The sequence below is a fragment of the uncultured Tateyamaria sp. genome, assembly GCF_947503045.1.
Classification (GTDB): Bacteria; Pseudomonadota; Alphaproteobacteria; order Rhodobacterales; family Rhodobacteraceae; genus Tateyamaria.
Window position 1 is genome coordinate 403,488 of record NZ_CANNCF010000003.1, and the last position, 17,179, is coordinate 420,666.

The window sequence follows — 17,179 nt, forward strand, 5'->3', positions numbered from 1 at the left end:
GCACAGATGTTCAAAAACATACCCCTCTCCGCCGCCATCGGCCTCACGATCACCGCGACCTATTTCCTCGCGGCAATCTTTGCCGACCTGATCGCCCCCTACGGCATGGCCGAAGCGGTGGGTGATGTGTGGGAGCCCTCCTCAGCAGACCACTGGCTGGGCACCGACCAGATCGGACGGGATTTGCTGACGCGCATGATCTATGGCGGGCAAACCACAATCCTGATCGCCACGCTGGCCACAATGCTCAGCTTTACCACCGGGGCGGTGCTGGGCTTCATCGCCGCCGTGTCCGGGGGCTGGGTCGATCAGGTGATGAGCCGCCTTGTCGACCTGTTCATGTCCATCCCCTCCCTGATCCTCGCGCTCGTCATCCTGTCCTCGATCGAGGCCACGGTGGTGACACTGGTGGTGATCATGGGGCTGCTCGACAGCACACGGGTCTACCGCCTCTCGCGCGCCGTGGCCGTGGACATCTCGGTCATGGACTATGTCGAGGCCGCACGCCTGCGCGGCGAAAAACTCACATGGATCATCTTCCGCGAAATCCTGCCCAATGCGCTCTCGCCACTGGTGGCCGAAATGGGACTGCGCTTCATCTTCATGGTGCTGTTCATCTCGACACTCAGCTTCCTCGGAATCGGCGTACAGCCCCCGCTTGCAGACTGGGGCGGCATCGTGAAAGAGAACAAAGAAGGGATCAACTTCGGCATCGGCGCCGCCCTCTACCCGGCTGTCGCCATCGCCACACTGGCCATCAGCGTGAACCTGATCGCCGACTGGGTCCTCAACCGCACCACATCGCTCAAAGGGGGACGCGGATGACCTTCATTGTTCCAAAAATATGCACTCTTGCCAGGGTCGGCGGGTGGGCGCCTTTGGCGCAGCCAAACAGAGCACGCGCCGACGGAGGCCAGTCATGACCACACCTCTTTTGCAAGTGCGCGGCCTCAAGATCGGGGCGACCGTCTATCCCCCCGGTGAAAAACCCCATGATATCGAAATCGTGCACGGCGTCGACTTCGACGTCGAGGCGGGCAAGGTGCTGGGGCTGATCGGCGAATCCGGCGCCGGGAAATCCACCATTGGCCTCGCAGCCATGGCCTATGGGCGGGGCGGTGTGGAGCTCACCGGCGGAACGGTCATGGTCAACGGGCGCGACGTGCTGCAATCCTCCGTGCGCGACGTGCGCCGCCTGCGCGGGGCCGAGGTGACATACGTCTCGCAATCCGCCGCCGCCTCGTTCAACCCGGCCAAGCGGATCATGGAACAGGTGATCGAAGCTGCCGTGCTGCAGGGCAAGTTCTCCAAGTCCGACGCCGAACAGCGCGCCCGCGATCTCTTTGCCAAGCTCGGCCTGCCCGATCCCGACAACATCGGGTCGCGCTATCCCCACCAGGTCTCGGGTGGGCAATTGCAGCGCTGCATGACGGCCCTTGCGCTGTGTCCCGAACCGGACCTCGTCGTGTTTGACGAACCGACCACCGCGCTGGATGTAACCACCCAGATCGACGTGCTGAAGGCGATCAAGGACGCGATCCGCGACACTGGCGTGGCTGCCCTCTATATCACCCACGACCTTGCCGTGGTGGCGCAAGTCTCTGATCACATCATGGTGCTGCGCCAGGGCGAGATGGTCGAATACGGCACCACCGACGAGATCATCAACGCCCCGAAAGAGGAATACACCCAGGCCCTCGTTTCGGTCCGGTCCATCAAACATGTCGAAAAGGAACCGGTCGAACCGATCCTGAGTGTACAAGGGATCACCGCGCGCTACGCAGGCACCAATTTCGACGTGCTGCATGACGTCACCGTCGACATCAGCGCCGGTCAAACGCTGGCCGTTGTAGGCGAATCCGGGTCCGGAAAATCGACCCTCGCCCGTGTTATCACCGGCCTCTTACCCCCGCGGGAGGGCACGATCACGTTCGGCGATCGCACGCTCAGCCCCGATCAGCCCTCGCGTTCGCGCGAAGACCTGCGCGAATTGCAGATGATCTACCAGATGGCCGACACCGCGATGAACCCGCGCCAGACCGTGGGCACGATCATCGGACGTCCGCTTGAGTTCTACTTTGGCCTCAAGGGGGCCGAAAAACAGAAGCGTATTCAGGAACTTCTGGACGAAATCGAATTGGGCAGCGGCTTTCAGGATCGCTATCCGGCAGAGCTGTCCGGGGGGCAGAAACAACGGGTCTGCATCGCGCGTGCACTGGCGGCCAAGCCCAAGCTGATCATCTGTGACGAGGTCACATCGGCGCTTGATCCGCTGGTGGCCGACGGCATCCTCAAGCTGCTGTTGCAGCTGCAAAAAATCGAAGACGTCGCCTATCTGTTCATCACCCACGACCTCGCCACAGTGCGGGCCATCGCCGACAGTATCGCGGTGATGTATCAGGGTCGCGTCCAGCGCTACGGCACCAAGTCCGAGGTGCTGACACCGCCCTTTGACGACTATACCGACCTGCTTTTGAGTTCGGTGCCGGAGATGAAACTGGGCTGGCTCGAGGACGTGATTGCGCATCGCAAGATGGAGAGTGCGGGGAACTGACCGCGTCGCTATCTGGCGCCGTGGCCCTTGCCCGGGCCGCTTTTCCGGCGCGCTTTGACTAAAATCTATTGCTCTTTCTTGGTCATTGAACCTTGAAATCTGCCTTTGACAGGCTTGCGCCGGGTGGGCGGCAACCCTGCGTTAACGTCTGGAACCTAGTCAGGACATGAGCAACAAGAGGATAGGCTTATGGACAGACAGGTTTCGACACGGCAGGCACTGACTTTGATGGCTTTGCGCATCAGTCTTGGCATGTTGCTGGTCTGGTGGGGGCTCGCCAAGATCGTCAAACCCGGCATGGGTGTTCAGGTTCAGAAAAAGTTCTATTTCGGGCTCTTTCCCGGTGACGACCTGCAATACGCCTTTGGATATGTCGAACTTATCATCGGGCTTTTGGTGGTGTTTGGTCTCTTCCGCATCTACGCGGTGCTGGCCCAGCTTGCGGTCACCGGCTTTTCCGCGATGACCATTTGGTCCGCCCTGCTTGACCCGTTTGCCCTGTGGCTGCCCATGGACAAGATTGCCGGGATGCAGCACCTGTTTTACCCCACGGTGATTGCGCTCTGCGGATCGGCGGTGATGATTGCCTTCCGAAAAGAGGATCGCTTCTGTCTCGATGCGTTCTTCAAGTCCCGGCGCAACACCTACGCTGGCGAGACGTTCCCGGCGGAATAGGTCCCAAAACACGCAGGTTTCGCATCACTCACGGCGTGCGTCGGGCTTGCCCGGCGCCGCACCTTTTTATCTGTTCGTTGATCGGCCTCAGGCCACCGCAGCCTTGTGTGCGGCAAAGGCCTGCGCCAGCTGGCTGGCCTGTTGCATGCCCTGCAGCGTCTCTCGCAACTCCCCGGCGCCGTCAAACAGCAACAGCGTCACATGCGGCACGCGGTATTTGCGGGCAAAAGCGGCTCCCTCAGGCGTTTTGATATCCGCCACCAGATAGGTCATCCCGCAATCGTCAAAATCGCGCAGGGCCGCGCGGGTCTGTTTCTGCAGGGCGGTGCAGGTCGGACATTGCGGGTCATGGATCTGGACAATCGCGATGTTGCCCTGCCCGACACGGCTAAGGTCATGCTCAGCTGCATAGGCGCGAAAGGAACTGACACCCCACAGCCCGACGCCTCCGGCCCCGGCTGCGGCAAGTACACCGCCGCCTGCCAGTTTGAGCATGCTGCGCCGGGTCTGCGGGGCAGCGGCGGGCGCGGCACTTGTCTTGGATTTACGGGGTTTTGCGCGGGATTTGGGCATGTCGAACGGGTCCTTGTGTTGCGCCACACAGTAGCGGCAAACCCGCAATCACCGCAGTCACGTTCACGTCATCGCGGACAAAGGAAAAAGGCGCGCAAACCCGCTGGGTTGCACACCCCTCTTATGTCGTGATCATTCGGCGGCGATGGCGGCCTTGGCCAATTCCCAGGGGCGCACAAAGTCGCCCAGAACCGTCTGAACCGACGCCTGTGTGGCCCCGTTCAGCTCCACCTGTGCCACCAATCCACGCTTCTTGTCGTCGATAACGGACACGACGCGCGCCTCAAGTTCAGCCTTGTTCAGCGTCTCGTTATAGACCCGCGTGATCGCTTCCTTGCGCAGGTCGGGTTTGAACACTTTGCCCACGGCCGTCTTGGGCAACTCACCCATGATGGTCATGTGCTTGGGCTGTGCTGCGCGTTCAAGGACATGTTCCTTGCAGAACGCCATCAGCGCATCCGGTGTCACCGACGCCCCGGCAACCAGTTCCACATAGGCGCAAGGCACTTCGCCCGCATGCAGATCGGGCTGACCAATGGCCCCGGCAAAGGCCACCGCCTCGTGACCCAGCAGCGCCTCTTCGATCTCAGCCGGATCAATATTATGCCCACCCCGGATGATCAGGTCTTTGGCCCGGCCCGTGATCCACACATAGCCGTCGCTGTCGATGCGCCCCAGATCGCCGGTCCGCAGGAAAGTGTCGGCATAGTACAGATCGACGTTCTTGTCCGCCTCCGTATAGGTATTGCCTGCGTAAACGCCGGGGTTCGAGATACAGATTTCACCGACCTCATCCACATCCGCCTCGATCGGGCCATCAGGCGTGGTCTTGTAGATCCGCACTTGCGTATAGGGCAGCGCGATGCCGACCGAGCCGATTTTCTTCACGCCATCCAGCGGGTTGACCGAGACGGCACAGGTCGCCTCGGTCATTCCGTAGGCTTCGATCAGGTTCACGCCGGTGGCCTTTTCGAACCGTTTGAACAGCTCTTGCGGCAGTGGGGCAGAGCCGGAAAAGGCCGTCTTGATGGTCGAAATATCCGCATCGATGGGCCGCTGCATCTTGGCCGAAATCGCCGTAGGCACGGTGATGATAAACGTGACTTTCCAGCGCTCGATCAGCTTCCAGAAATTGTCAAACACGCCGTCCCCGCGATAGCCCTGCGGCGTGGGGAAGACCACATGCGCACCCGAGGCAAGGGCCCCCATCAGGATCGGATGGCAGGCAAAAACGTGGAACAGCGGCAGCGGGCACATCACCACGTCATCCGCAGTCAACAGCAGCCGCTGCACGCACCAGCCGTTGTAGACCAGGCCCGAATACTTGTGCTGGGCGACCTTGGGCATGCCCGTCGTGCCGCCGGTGTGGAAATAGCAGGCCACCCGATCTTCCTGCATGTCCTCGAATTGCAGCGTGGTGGGCTGTTTGGCCACTTCGGCGTTGAACGCCTTGTAGGTGACGCCGGGCGCCTGCTCCATCTTGGGCCGGATCAGCGGGATGATGAAGGATTTCAGGCCCGACACATGGGTCAGCAAATCAACCTCAAGCACGGTCTTGACGTTGGGGGCCAGCGCCACCGCCTCGGCCGTCTTTTGCGCCACATCCGTCTTTGGGAACGGGCGCAGGGTGATCACTACCTTGGCATTGGTTTCGCGCAGGATGGCGCCGATCTGTTCGGCATCCAGCAGCGGGTTGATCGGGTTGACGATGCCTGCCGTGGCCCCACCGAGCAATGCAATCACGGTCTCGGTCGCGTTTGGCAACACATAGGCCACCACGTCCGTCGGCCCGATCCCCAGGCTGCGCAGAAGGTTGGCGCATTGCGTGGTGCGATCCTTCAGCTGCGTCCAGGTCAGCGTCTCGGCCTTGGACTGCGGGTCAGAGAAGATCTGATAGCTGATCGCCTTGTGGCTGGGGAACTTGCCCGCCGTGTTGCTCAGCATGCCGTAGAGGGTGGTGGCAAAGCCGCGCTCGTCCCATGGCATTTCATTCTCGATGGCGTCGCGATCCGCGATCCCGGCAAAACTCATTGGCATCCTCCCTGGCGCGCCATTTTGTTTTGTGACGGCGCAAACTTCCCTGTCGTCAAGATGCGGTGCATCGCGAGATTGTTCAAGCTTTGCAAGATAGATTGGACGCTCGGGACGCGGCGTCAGAACACGTGACCGAGGGTCACATAGTGCCGGTCAGCCTACGATCACTCGGCCGCAATGCCATCGGTGAATTGCAGCCGGGCAAGCCGCGCATAAAGCCCGTCCTGCGAAACCAGCGTGTCATGCGGGCCTTGGGCCACGATACGGCCTTTATCCAGAACGATGATCCGGTCTGCCTTTTTCACGGTGGCAAGACGGTGTGCGACGATCAGCGTGGTGCGCCCCTGGCTGAGGCTGTCGACCGCGTCCTGCACGGCCCGTTCGCTTTCGGCATCCAGCGCACTTGTCGCCTCGTCGAGCAGCAGCACGGGCGCGTCCCGCAGAATGGCGCGCGCAATGGCGATGCGTTGTTTCTGCCCACCCGACAGCATCACACCCCGCTCGCCCAGCGGGCTGTCATACCCCTCGGGCAGGGCCGAGATAAAGTCGTGGGCCGCCGCCGCTTTGGCCGCGGCCTCAACCTCGTCCCGTGTCGCGCCCGGACGACCAAAGGCGATGTTTTCCGCAGCCGAAGCGGCAAAGATCATCGGGTCCTGCGGCACCAGCGCGATGTTCTGGCGAAAGACCTCCCGCGCCATGTCCGCCACATCGATCCCGTCGAGGCGAATGTGCCCCTCTTGCGGATCATAAAAGCGCAACAGCATCTGGATCACGGTCGTCTTGCCCGCACCGGAGGGACCGACAAAGGCGACGGTTTCACCGGGCCGAATATCAAAGCTGGCCCCATCCAGCGCGTTGATCTTGGGCCGCGCAGGGTAGGCAAAGCGCACATTGTCAAAAGTGATCTGCCCCTGCACGGGGCTGGGCACTGCCACCGGGTTTTCCTTGTCTGACACGTCATCGCGGGTCTGGAGCAACTCGACCAGCCGCTCGGTCGCCCCTGCCGCGCGCTGCAATTCACCGATGATTTCCGACAGGGCGGCCACGGCCCCCGCCACCATCACCGCGTAGATCACGAACTGGATCAGCGCGCCTTGCGACATGAGGCCTGCACGCACGTCATTGGCCCCGATCCACAGCACGCCGACAATGCCCGCAAAGGTCAGGAAAATCACGATCACCGTCATCGCCGCGCGGGTGGTGATGCGGCGCCGGGCCGAGCCGTAGCTCGCCTCGGTCACATCCGAAAACATCGCCCGACTTGCCGCCTCGTGGGTAAAGGCCTGCACTGTCTGCACGGCCGTCAGCTGTTCGGATGCCCGCCCCGAAGAGGCCGCGATCCAGTCCTGGTTTTCGCGGGCAAGCACCCGCAACCGCCGCCCCAATACAAGGATCGGGATCACGACCGCAGGAACGATCAGCAGCACAAGCCCCGTCAGCTTGGCCGAGGTCAGCAGCATCAGCGCCAGCCCCCCGACAAAGATCAGCGCATTGCGCAACGCGATGGACACGGACGAGCCAATGACGCTGAGGATCAGCGTGGTGTCGGTGGTGATCCGGCTGAGAACTTCGCCGGTCATGATGTTTTCATAAAACCGCGGCGACATGCCGATGACCCGGTCAAACACCGCCTTGCGGATGTCGGCCACAACCCGCTCGCCCAGCCGCGTCACCAGCGCATAGCGCACGCCGGTGCCAACCGCCAAAAGGGCCGCTATTCCGATGGCGGCCATGAAATAGAGATCGAGGATACGCGGGTCTTCGGTGCCGAAATTGTCGATCACCCGGCGCACCGCCAACGGCAAGGTCAGCGAGATGATCGCCGTGCTGACCAGCGCAAACGTCGCGGCGACCAGCAGCGGCCAATAGGGCAGAACAAACGGAAACAGCTCGCGCAATGCACCGATTTTCTTGGACTTCTCACGCTCTTCATTGCCCGAAACCGGGGGCGTGTGAGGGGTCGTGGTATCGGTCATGCGGTCTCCGGCGTTGAACTTGCACCGCAGATGGCCGCAATGGAAGTGTAAGGTCAAGTGGACCGGCGGCCGCAGGGGTCCGGTTCGGCGAAAATGTGAGGATGGAGCGGGCGGCGGGAATCGAACCCGCGTCATTAGCTTGGAAGGCTAAGGTCTTACCACTACACAACGCCCGCTCAACAGGTTCGGGTAGTATTTCATAGGTCTGGGGTCGTCAAGTTAGGTTACCAACAAGTCTCTCCGGTCGACCGCCAAGCGGCGTGCGGGCCAAAGCCCCCCTTCACGCTACTCTGCGTCGAGGATCGCCGTTATCAACTCAAGCGTCGCCCGCGCCCGCACCGGGTTCGGATAGTATCGGTTGGCCAGAACGACAACGCCAATCTCTTCTTCGGGCACCATGGCCACGTAGGCCCCAAACCCATTTGTTGCCCCGGTCTTGTTGAGGAACATCGGCCCCTCAAGCGGCGCATCGCGCTCTGTGATCGGCTGCGGAGCCAGCGCCATCTGGCGGCTGTTTCCTGCCGCAAGCTGTTCGGCCGTCACGGGCCACACGTATTCTTCCCAAACCATCGCCTGTGCGTAGTGCGCGGTGTCATAGCGCGCCGCGCGGGTCCGGGCGAGTGCGGCGGCAACCTCTGCCGATATGGGGTGCAGGCCAAGATGGGTCTCGAGGAACCGGATCATATCAGTCAGCGAAGATTTTAGCCCGTAGGCCTCCGCATCCAGTATGTTCAGACCGACCCGGACCGGGCTGTCGCCAAACCGGTCGTACCCGAAGGCGTAGTGCTGCATCGCGGCTTCAGGGACTGTCACATACGTGCTCTCAAGGCCAAGCGCGGGCAGCAGTTCCTTCTTCAGGGCGGTGTCATAATCGCTGCCGAAGGCTTCGCCGGTGATCTTCCCCAGCAATCCAATGCTCAGGTTGGAATAGGATCGAATGTGCCGTGGGTCCCCATCCGTCGTCCAATCCGCCAGCCATCGCGTCAGATCGGCGTCGGTCCTGATCTGGGCTGGAACCTGTAACGGCAAGCCGCCATTGGCATGGGCAGCCAGATCGTACAGCGTGATCGTATCAAAGGCGCTGCCCTTGATGTCAGGCATCCAGTCCGACACCGGGCGCTCCAACGACAGCACCCCGCGCGCATCGGCGAGGCCCGCCAAGGCGACGCTGAACAGCTTGCTGACCGACCCAAGCTCGAACAGGGTGTCCGGCGTCACCGGTTGCGCGGTTTCGCGGACAGCGACCCCATATGTGTAGATGTAGGTTTCGCCTCTGTAGGTCACCCCGATCGCCATACCGGGGATGTCAAAGGCGTCGATGACCGGGCCAAAGACGGTCTCGCTGATCTGCTGGAACGCGACATCGGTGAGTCGTTCTGACAGGGCGGGCGTTGCGCAAAACGCCAGTGCGAGTGAAAAGCCGAGGGCCGATTTCATTTCATATGCCTCTCAAGTTGGACTGCGCCTGCCACACGCCAGAAGCCACAGCACTCCTATGTATCAAGAGATTGCCGCGCTGCAATTGGCTTTGTTTCGGCAGGTCACAACCGTTCGTCACCAGCTGCCACAGAACCCTGTACGATTTGAACAGCGTCGCCTTGCACGCGATGTTCCTGAAAGACGGCTCACATTCGCGGATGAACGGTTTTCAGAACGAGATACATGCGCCGACGCCCTCACGGAGCTTGAACGAAGGACGCACATCCTCAAGACGAGGTTTGCAATACTTTTCAAGCCAGGGCCGCACCATAAGGTGGCCGCCTTATTCAATTCGGCATGCAAGGGATTCAATGCTGTGCCCCATCAGCTGCCCGAAGAACCTGACGATACCGAAGAGACCCTGCACATCCGCTCGCTTTCCCTGAATTCCTCTTCACACACGGGTTTTGCGTCAGAGCTTTTGAACGTAGGTTCCACCATTGTGGCCTGCGGGTCGGATGCATCCTTGCTTGCCGAGGCACCCGACACGCTACCGGCGCAAGTGAAAGGGGAAATACATTGAAATTCGCATCCAGCCGTCTCGATCCCGTCAAACCGTCTGCCTCGGCTTGGGTGAGTCAGGCGGCAAAAGAAGCCAAGGCGCGGGGCGAGGATGTCATCGACCTAGGGCTCGGCGAGCCCGATTTCGACACGCCCGCGCATATCGTCGAGGCCGCGCATCAGGCCGCCCTGCGGGGCGAGACCCGCTATCCACCGACAAACGGCACCGCAGAGATGCGTCTGGCCGTGATGGCAAAGCTTTTGCGCGAAAACAACCTGACTTATGGCCTGGACGAAGTCATCGTTTCGAACGGTGCAAAACAGGTCTTGTTCAATGCCATGATGGCCACGCTGGAACCGGGCGACGAGGTGCTGATGTGCGCGCCCTATTTCGGCCAGTACAAGGACATCGTCCTGATTTTGGGTGGGCAGGCCGTGGCGCTGAAATGCCCGGCCGACGTGGGCTTTCGGTTGACACCCGAGCAGCTCGAGGCCGCGGTCACGCCCAAAACGCGGTGGATCATGCTCAACCTGCCGTCCAACCCGGCCGGTGCGGTCTATTCCGACGACGATCTGAAGGCCCTTGGCGCAGTGTTGGAAAAGCACCCGCATGTGCTGATCCTGTCCGACGAAATCTACGAACACATCCTGTTTGACGGGCGCAGCTTTTCTTCCTTTGCCGCCGTGTGCCCGTCGCTGAAAGATCGGACACTGACCGTCAACGGCGTCTCCAAGGCCTATGCGATGACCGGGTGGCGGATCGGTTATGGCGCTGGCCCCAAGCCGCTGATCGCGGCAATGACCAAAGTGCAAAGCCAGGTTTGTTCCGGTGCCTGTGCCATCGCGCAAGCCGCGGCCGCCGCTGCATTGAACGGCCCTCAGGATGACGTGCGCGCATTCTGCAAGGCCTTTGAAGAACGGCGCGATCTGGTGGTGGCGCGGATCGCGGCAATTGACGGCCTCACGCTCGACCCTCCGGGTGGGGCATTTTATGGGCTGATCGGCTGCGCAGACCTGATTGGCGCGACAACCCCGGACGGCGACACCTTGAGCGATGATGCCGAGGTCACTGCCTATATCCTGAAGGATGCAGGGATCGCCGCCGTGCCGGGCAGCGCCTATGAACTTTCGCCATTTTTCCGCATCTCGACCGCGGCCTCCATGGACGTGCTTGGTCAGGCCATGGACCGGATCGCCGTTTCGGTGGCCAAACTCAAAAGAAAGACCTGACTGACGAAAAACCCGTCCCGACCGGCGCGGCGGGCCGTCTTGAAGCTGGCTTGCGCGAACCCTGGTCAAAGATGCGCGATGACCTCCAATCGATGGACATTGCCCACACACCCAACACGCGGCCTGTCGCGACAAGTTGCGCCGCGCCCGGGTTGACAATGCCAAGGCCGCCATCTTGGGTTGCGTCCAAAGGACAACGCGGAACAGTTCGCCGAATATGCCTGTATCGAAAATGGACCACCTGAACCTGAACACAGACGACGTCGCAAAAGAGTAAGGAACGACCCCATGACCAAAGTAGCACTGATCACCGCAGGCGGGTCCGGCATGGGCGCAGACAGCGCACGCGCCCTCGCCGCCGATGGCTTCAATGTTGGCATCCTGTCATCCTCCGGCAAAGGCGAGGCACTCGCCAAAGAACTTGGCGGGGTCGGCGTCACCGGCACCAACAAATCCGAGGCCGACCTGCAAAAGCTGGTTGATGCCGCGATGAGCCATTGGGGCCGCATTGACGTGCTGGTGAACTCGGCCGGCCACGGCCCACGTGCGCCAGTTCTGGAACTGACGGATGAGGATTGGCACGAAGGCATGGAGGTCTATTTCCTCAATGCCGTGCGCCCCACCCGGCTTGTCACACCGATCATGCAAAAACAAGGCGGCGGCGCGATCATCAACATCTCGACCTTTGCCGCGTTTGAGCCCAACCCGGTCTTTCCGACATCCGGCGTCATGCGCGCAGGTCTCGCCGCCTATTCCAAGCTGTTTGCCGACAAGTACGCGGCCGAAAACATCCGCATGAACAACGTGCTGCCCGGCTTCATCGACAGCCTTCCGGAAAAGGAAGAGTTTCGGTCCATGATCCCGATGGGCCGCTACGGATCGTCATTGGGTGAGATTGCAAGCGTCGTGGCGTTTCTCGCCAGCGACGGCGGCGCCTATATCACCGGGCAAAACATCCGGGTGGATGGCGGGATCACACGCTCGGTCTGATGGAAATGCTGCGCGCAGGTTGCTATCAAGAGCACAAGCGCGCAGCATCAAATACTCGGATAGGCCAGTGTCGCAGGTGCCGATAGCGATCAGTCCGCCGCGACAGCGTCATGGCGCGATTGCCAGTCTTCTTCCGGAATGAATTTCTCCCGCGCTTCTTCGAGAGTAAGCGCGCTGACCGGTTTCATGAACAGATTGTCCCAGTTCTGCGACACAGGGATATCGGCAAAATCCATCTCGAGATCCAGATCCCGATCCAGCGAGAGCGTGAAATGCGTAAACGGGCTGGCCTGAAACACCGGGGTCGCCAGTAGATCCTCGGCCAGCGACAGCATGTCCTTGATCAACGCCAAAGGCATCTCTGATCCGGGGCTGCCAAACACCTTCTCCTGGCCGTCCTTTTCAACCCAATAGGCCAAGCCTTCGTTGAATTCCGGATAGACTTTGCCACGGAAAATCAGCGCTTCCGCTGCCGGGTGCGCAAGCTGGCCCAGCAGATTTCCCATCTCTTGAACGATGTCCTGATCGGATGTCATGGCAATCCTATCCACTGCTCAGGTTTTTGATGACTTTGGCCGGTTGTGGCACACCGTCGATTGTGGTGACCACAGTAAAACTCTTGGGTGTCGCCTGCCGCGCCGCATTGCCGGACTTATAGTATTCGACGTCAATCTTGACCTGAACATCCTTGCCGCCCTTCACCATGTCACGCCAACTGCGTTCGATCTTGCGCCACTCACCATGCTGGTTGAGGTAACTCTGCATCGGCACGACATTCAGCTTGCCCGGCGCCCCCCCCAATTCACGCGGGATGAGATGCCCGCCATCATAGCTTTCGCCGGGATTTCCGGCCTTTCCGACCTGACCGATGGCGCGCTGGGTCGACTCGTCGCGGTCCCATGGATCATCGCGCAGTCTTGCGGTCAGGGATGATGTGCGCCCCTTGTCATCCGTGCTGTAGGTTGCGCCGTTTTCATATTCATATTTCGCATTTGGCTCTGGATTGTTGGCGTACCAGTTGAAATCCGTCTCGGTGTCCGACGTCCATCCGCGATTGATCTTGTAGACGAATTTGCCGTTTTCCAGGCGGCAGGGCGGCACATCATCATGCAGCGGGCGCAGATGGGGTTCGGGATTGCCCGCCACCCAAATGTAGTCGGCCTTGCCCCGGCCACTGGGCGTGGGCGGATCGGGGAATTTCAAAGCAGCGGCTTGCTGCGCGCCCGTCTGCGGGGCCGCCACAAGGCCACTTCCCGGCTCAGTGATCTTGTCCAACCGCGCACGCTGATTGATCAGTTCGACATTGATCTCGTCAATGCGCGCCTCCAGCATGATCCTGTCTTCCGGGGACAGGTCGGGGTTGTTCAGTTTTTTGATGATGCCTTGGGTCTCATCGGCAAATTTCTTCAATTCCTCCGTCGCTTCCCAGGCTGCCGAGCCTGCCGGTGCGGGCTTTTTGCCTTTGAAGGCGTTCAGCAGCTTGGTTTTCATGCTCAGGGACGCTTCCATACTGGCAGCGGCCCTGCCATGCAGCGCAATCATTTCGCGCGATGGCATCTTGTCGGAATTGTAGGCGAGGCGGATATTTGTCGGCTCGCCCGTGGTTGGATGCGGGTCCCACGTCGCTTTGACGCCGCCTTCCGGCAGGGTCGTGTCGCGTTCCAGATTGAACGGCGTGCCATGTTCCAATTGGTTGCGCGTGCGGGTGAAACTGAAATCATCCGCCAGCGTCCCGCCGCTTTTCTTACGCGCGGCGGTGCCCATTCCGGCCTGAAAGGACAGCGACAAAAGGGCCTGCGCCTTTTGGGCCTCTGTCATCTTGTCCCATTTAACCGACAGGGTCGAAATGGTGTTGGCCATCGCGGCGGCATCAACGAGGTTCCCGGCCACTTGCATGCCAGCCACAAGGTTTGCCGCACTGCGCCCCGCAATCACCCCTTTGGTCAGGGCAACCCCGCCACCAAGGGCGCCGATCGACAGCGCATTTGATCCGAGATCCAGCCACATGCCCCGCATCTCCGGATCGCCGGCATCCCAGATGTCGTGCCCCAATTCACTCTTGGTATCGAGTGCCGAGACGGACCGCGCGGTAGAATAGACCCCCGTGGCCCCCATCGCGACACTGGCCCCGACCACAAGCGGCGTCGCGGTCCCGCCCGAGGCTGCGATGGCCACAATGCCCGCCGTCACGCCGATGGCCACCGCCGCCTTGTCCGCGGCGTCCAGCACTTTTGCACCAGTGGTATTCTTGGGTGTCGGGCCTGTCTTGGGGGCGCCACCCAGCGCGAGACCGGCCGGATAGCACATCGTGCCCGGCGGCAATTCGTTCTTGGTGACCCATGTCGCGACATCCAGATAACGATTGCCCTTGTCGTCTATGAAATGAGGCCCCTTCTCCGTCTCGATCCGCAGCACGCGGAACATGGCCGCACCAAACTCGTTGCTGGTGACCGAAACCGGGATCGGCGTGACTTCGGCCGGGTCCTTGCCCGAGGCTGCCACATGACCCATGATTTTGCTCATCGGTGGCTTGCTCGCGTCGTAATAGGCGAAATCTTCCTCTTTCTTGAGCCGTGCGATAGTTTCTTCTTCGGTTTCGTTCTCGGGGATGACGACGTCGGCCTGCATGCCCAGCAAGGAACCCAGAGAATTGACCGTCGCTTCTTTTCTGGACAGGTCCAGCGCCTTGGGCTCTGGAAACTGCGTCTTTGCCAGCTCCAGCGTCTTTTTGCCGTAAGCCTCTGCAATGACGTTGCTTTCCCAACCGTTTTCCAACTGAATCGGGTTGGGAAAGGACTTGCCCGGAACGGCAGTCAACTCGGTCAGCGCCCAGTTGCGCAAGGCCGGGTTGATGGCGCGGTTGAACAGCAACTCCTGCCCGCCATCAGTCGCGATAACGTCGCGAATACGGTCCTTTGTCCTGGAAGCCGCCCTCCCCTTCATGCCCATGCTCTGCGACAATGTGCGGGTCAGCGCGTCGGCCATGGCGCGCTGGGATTCAAGGCTGTCGACATCGTCTTCGTCCGCGGCATCAAACATGTAGGATGTCACGGTGTTCGTGGTTTGCGGGTCATATTTGCCGCTGCCAATCTGCGTCAGCAGCGCGTTGCGGCGCTCTTCGGACAGGGCGTCAAAATTGCGTTCATGAATGTCCGGATTGTCGATATCCACCGTCAGGATCTGCTTTTGCGCGTCACCCATGGCCAGTTGGGCCACAGATTTGGGGCCATAGCGCATCATCATCATTTTGGTGGTGAGTTCGGGATCAAGATCCAGCGCCGTCAGCATGATTTCGTGCGAGATATCGCGCGCCGGTTCAATCACCTGATAGGTGCCCACAAAGGTTTCGCGCGATGCATGAGAGGCCCACAAGGCCCCCGCCACCAGACCGGACAGATCCGGGTCGCCCTTGACGGATGCGGTCAGTTCCTCAAGATTTTCGCCCACACGGCTTTCCACGGTCAAAAGTGGATTATCGGGGTCCGCTGGCGCCTCGATCCAGGAGTTTGCCGTCATCACCACGAGATATTGCTTTTCCTGATCACTCAGGGCGCCAAGGTCGGATTTGCCCTTGAGCGCTTCGGCAAGCTTTTCGCCGCCCACCTCGTCGCCAAGCACCCCTTCTTCGGCCATGGCCATGTCTTTTGCCCATTGCTGCAACTCAAGGGCCTTGTCTTCGGAAATTCCCAAAATCTCTTCTACGGATTTGCCCTTCATCCCCTGGAGCGCAGGCGCGGCATCATCCGCCCCGTTCCGCCACCGATCTTCAAACGTGCCGATATCTTCCGAAAGCACTTCGATCTGCGCCGTATCCGTCGCCCCGGTGATGCGGGCGTGCAGCGCCTTTTTCTCTTCATCGAACTCGGCGGACTGCGCTGCCGGGCTGACCGCATCCACGCGCCCGCGCAGCGATGTTTTTAAGGTTTCAAGAACCTGATCTTCGCTCATCGCCACGTCTTTGGGTGGCGTGACAACGGGGGTGCTCAGCGTATCCTTGAGACCTGCGGTCTGCTTGATCAGCGTCAGGATTTTTTGCGCCTTGCTGGCATCGCCCGCTTCCATCGCGGCGCGAAACATTGCCTTGAGGCCTTCCAGTTTCTTGGCAGGGCCCTTGTCAGCCGCCGCAATGATCTCATCAAGGGGGCCTTCGATCAGATTGTATTCGGCCATCAGAACGGCCGCGACGTCTTCTGCGCTGACCTCTTCGTCTTCCTCAGGTCCGGCCGAGGCCTCACCTTGCGGGCTGCGCACCAGCACCCCTTGGGTCGCGCCGCTGGATTTGAGGTGCTGCTTGGCCAATTGCACCATGTTGCCGGGGGGATCGTCCTCGCAATTCAGAACAACCCATTTGCCTTCAACGCTCAACTTGCCCCACGCCCCGCGCGCGCTTGCCCCTTCGGCTTTGGCTTGCTGAACCAACATGGCCGCAGGCTTGCGGCGATGGGCCTTCAGGATCATGCCTTCCTTGCCGACCAGCCATGCAAAGTTGAACGGTTTCTTGCGCGCCGCTGCGATGATCTCCTTCAGACCGCCCTCATGGGCGGCTACGTCTTCTGCGTCATCCGGGTCTTCAGGGTCTTCGGGATATTCCCCGGTCTCCGCATCTGGCGCGGCCTCATCCTCTGCCGCTTTTGGGCCTTTGGCCAAGCCACCGGGTTTCGCCTCCGCTTTCGCATCTTCAGCACCCGCACCATTGGCCTTGGCACCGGGCTTTGGTTTTTCCTCTTTCTCCTCAACCTCGTCGTCAGCAGAGGCATTGGGGTCCACGGCCTCGATCTGCACCTGCAGGCTCTGCCCCAGATCGGCAAAGTGTTTCTTGACGGTTTTGTCAAAAGCACCCGGCGCGCCGATTTCGGACTTTATCACCAGCACTTTGCCGTTGAGTTGCACTGTGCCCCAGACACCCTTGGCCGAGCCACCCGCCGCCTTGGCCGCCTTGCGCATTGCGGCCACCGGCCTGCGCCGGTCGGCTTCGATAATCAAACCGGATTTTGCAGTGAGCATCGCGCAGTTGAGAGGGCTTTTTCGCGCCCGCGCCATGAAATCCTTAGCATCAAAAGGCGCCTGATCCTTGCTACCCATTCAGACCTCAAAACAATAAGTTTAATTCTAATATGACGGGAACCGTACCACGACTCGGGCGATATTGCTACGCTTGAACTTGTGG

12 protein-coding genes and 1 tRNA gene are annotated in these 17,179 nt (G+C 60.7%); 6 read left to right on the forward strand and 7 right to left on the reverse strand.

Features of this window, described 5'->3' with window-relative positions:
* The first annotated feature begins 6 nt into the window (after positions 1-6).
* The 3 genes from Q1A89_RS15755 to Q1A89_RS15765 all read left to right on the forward strand — a co-directional run bounded on the left by Q1A89_RS15755 (position 7) and on the right by Q1A89_RS15765 (position 3,229).
* Positions 7-825: an ABC transporter permease gene (locus tag Q1A89_RS15755; RefSeq protein WP_299730295.1), complete on the forward strand. Its 819-nt coding sequence runs from the start codon at positions 7-9 to the stop codon at positions 823-825.
* Positions 826-919: 94 nt separating this feature from the next.
* Entirely contained in the window at positions 920-2,554 is a 1,635-nt protein-coding gene (locus tag Q1A89_RS15760) for an ABC transporter ATP-binding protein (protein WP_299730298.1), read from the forward strand.
* A 189-nt stretch (positions 2,555-2,743) separates the two neighbouring features.
* The gene (locus Q1A89_RS15765; RefSeq protein WP_299730301.1) at positions 2,744-3,229 is read left to right on the forward strand and encodes a DoxX family membrane protein; all 486 of its coding nucleotides are present in this window, start codon (positions 2,744-2,746) and stop codon (positions 3,227-3,229) included.
* 87 nt (positions 3,230-3,316) lie between these two features.
* On the opposite strand, the gene Q1A89_RS15770 is transcribed toward Q1A89_RS15765, so the two are convergent.
* The 5 genes from Q1A89_RS15770 to ampC all read right to left on the reverse strand — a co-directional run bounded on the left by Q1A89_RS15770 (position 3,317) and on the right by ampC (position 9,249).
* The gene (locus Q1A89_RS15770) at positions 3,317-3,802 is read right to left on the reverse strand and encodes a hypothetical protein (protein ID WP_299730304.1); all 486 of its coding nucleotides are present in this window, start codon (positions 3,800-3,802) and stop codon (positions 3,317-3,319) included.
* 132 nt (positions 3,803-3,934) lie between these two features.
* Positions 3,935-5,833 carry an acyl-CoA synthetase gene (locus Q1A89_RS15775; RefSeq protein ID WP_299730306.1) on the reverse strand — a complete coding sequence of 633 codons (1,899 nt, stop codon included), beginning with the start codon at positions 5,831-5,833 and terminating at the stop codon, positions 3,935-3,937.
* Positions 5,834-6,000: 167 nt separating this feature from the next.
* Positions 6,001-7,812, reverse strand: coding sequence for an ABC transporter transmembrane domain-containing protein (locus Q1A89_RS15780; protein WP_299730309.1), 1,812 nt, complete (start codon positions 7,810-7,812; stop codon positions 6,001-6,003).
* A 102-nt stretch (positions 7,813-7,914) separates the two neighbouring features.
* A tRNA-Gly gene (locus tag Q1A89_RS15785) sits at positions 7,915-7,988 on the reverse strand.
* A gap of 109 nt (positions 7,989-8,097) precedes the next feature.
* Positions 8,098-9,249, reverse strand: coding sequence for a class C beta-lactamase (gene ampC / locus Q1A89_RS15790; RefSeq protein WP_299730312.1), 1,152 nt, complete (start codon positions 9,247-9,249; stop codon positions 8,098-8,100).
* A 58-nt stretch (positions 9,250-9,307) separates the two neighbouring features.
* Between ampC and Q1A89_RS15795 the strand changes: the two genes are divergently transcribed.
* From Q1A89_RS15795 to Q1A89_RS15805, 3 genes are all read left to right on the forward strand, one after another.
* A complete protein-coding gene (locus tag Q1A89_RS15795) occupies positions 9,308-9,814 on the forward strand; it encodes a hypothetical protein (RefSeq protein WP_299730314.1) in 507 nt (168 codons plus the stop codon).
* A complete protein-coding gene (locus Q1A89_RS15800) occupies positions 9,811-11,022 on the forward strand; it encodes a pyridoxal phosphate-dependent aminotransferase (protein WP_299730316.1) in 1,212 nt (403 codons plus the stop codon). The genes Q1A89_RS15795 and Q1A89_RS15800 overlap by 4 nt, the downstream gene beginning before the upstream one ends.
* A 288-nt stretch (positions 11,023-11,310) precedes the next feature.
* The gene (locus Q1A89_RS15805; protein ID WP_299730318.1) at positions 11,311-12,012 is read left to right on the forward strand and encodes an SDR family oxidoreductase; all 702 of its coding nucleotides are present in this window, start codon (positions 11,311-11,313) and stop codon (positions 12,010-12,012) included.
* Positions 12,013-12,101: 89 nt separating this feature from the next.
* On the opposite strand, the gene Q1A89_RS15810 is transcribed toward Q1A89_RS15805, so the two are convergent.
* Both Q1A89_RS15810 and Q1A89_RS15815 read right to left on the reverse strand, forming a co-directional pair.
* Positions 12,102-12,548 (reverse strand): hypothetical protein, encoded by a 447-nt coding sequence (locus Q1A89_RS15810; protein ID WP_299730320.1) that lies wholly within the window; start codon positions 12,546-12,548, stop codon positions 12,102-12,104.
* 7 nt (positions 12,549-12,555) lie between these two features.
* Positions 12,556-17,016, reverse strand: a complete 4,461-nt coding sequence (locus Q1A89_RS15815; protein ID WP_299730322.1) for a DNA/RNA non-specific endonuclease — start codon at positions 17,014-17,016, stop codon at positions 12,556-12,558.
* Between the last annotated feature and the right edge of the window lie 163 nt (positions 17,017-17,179).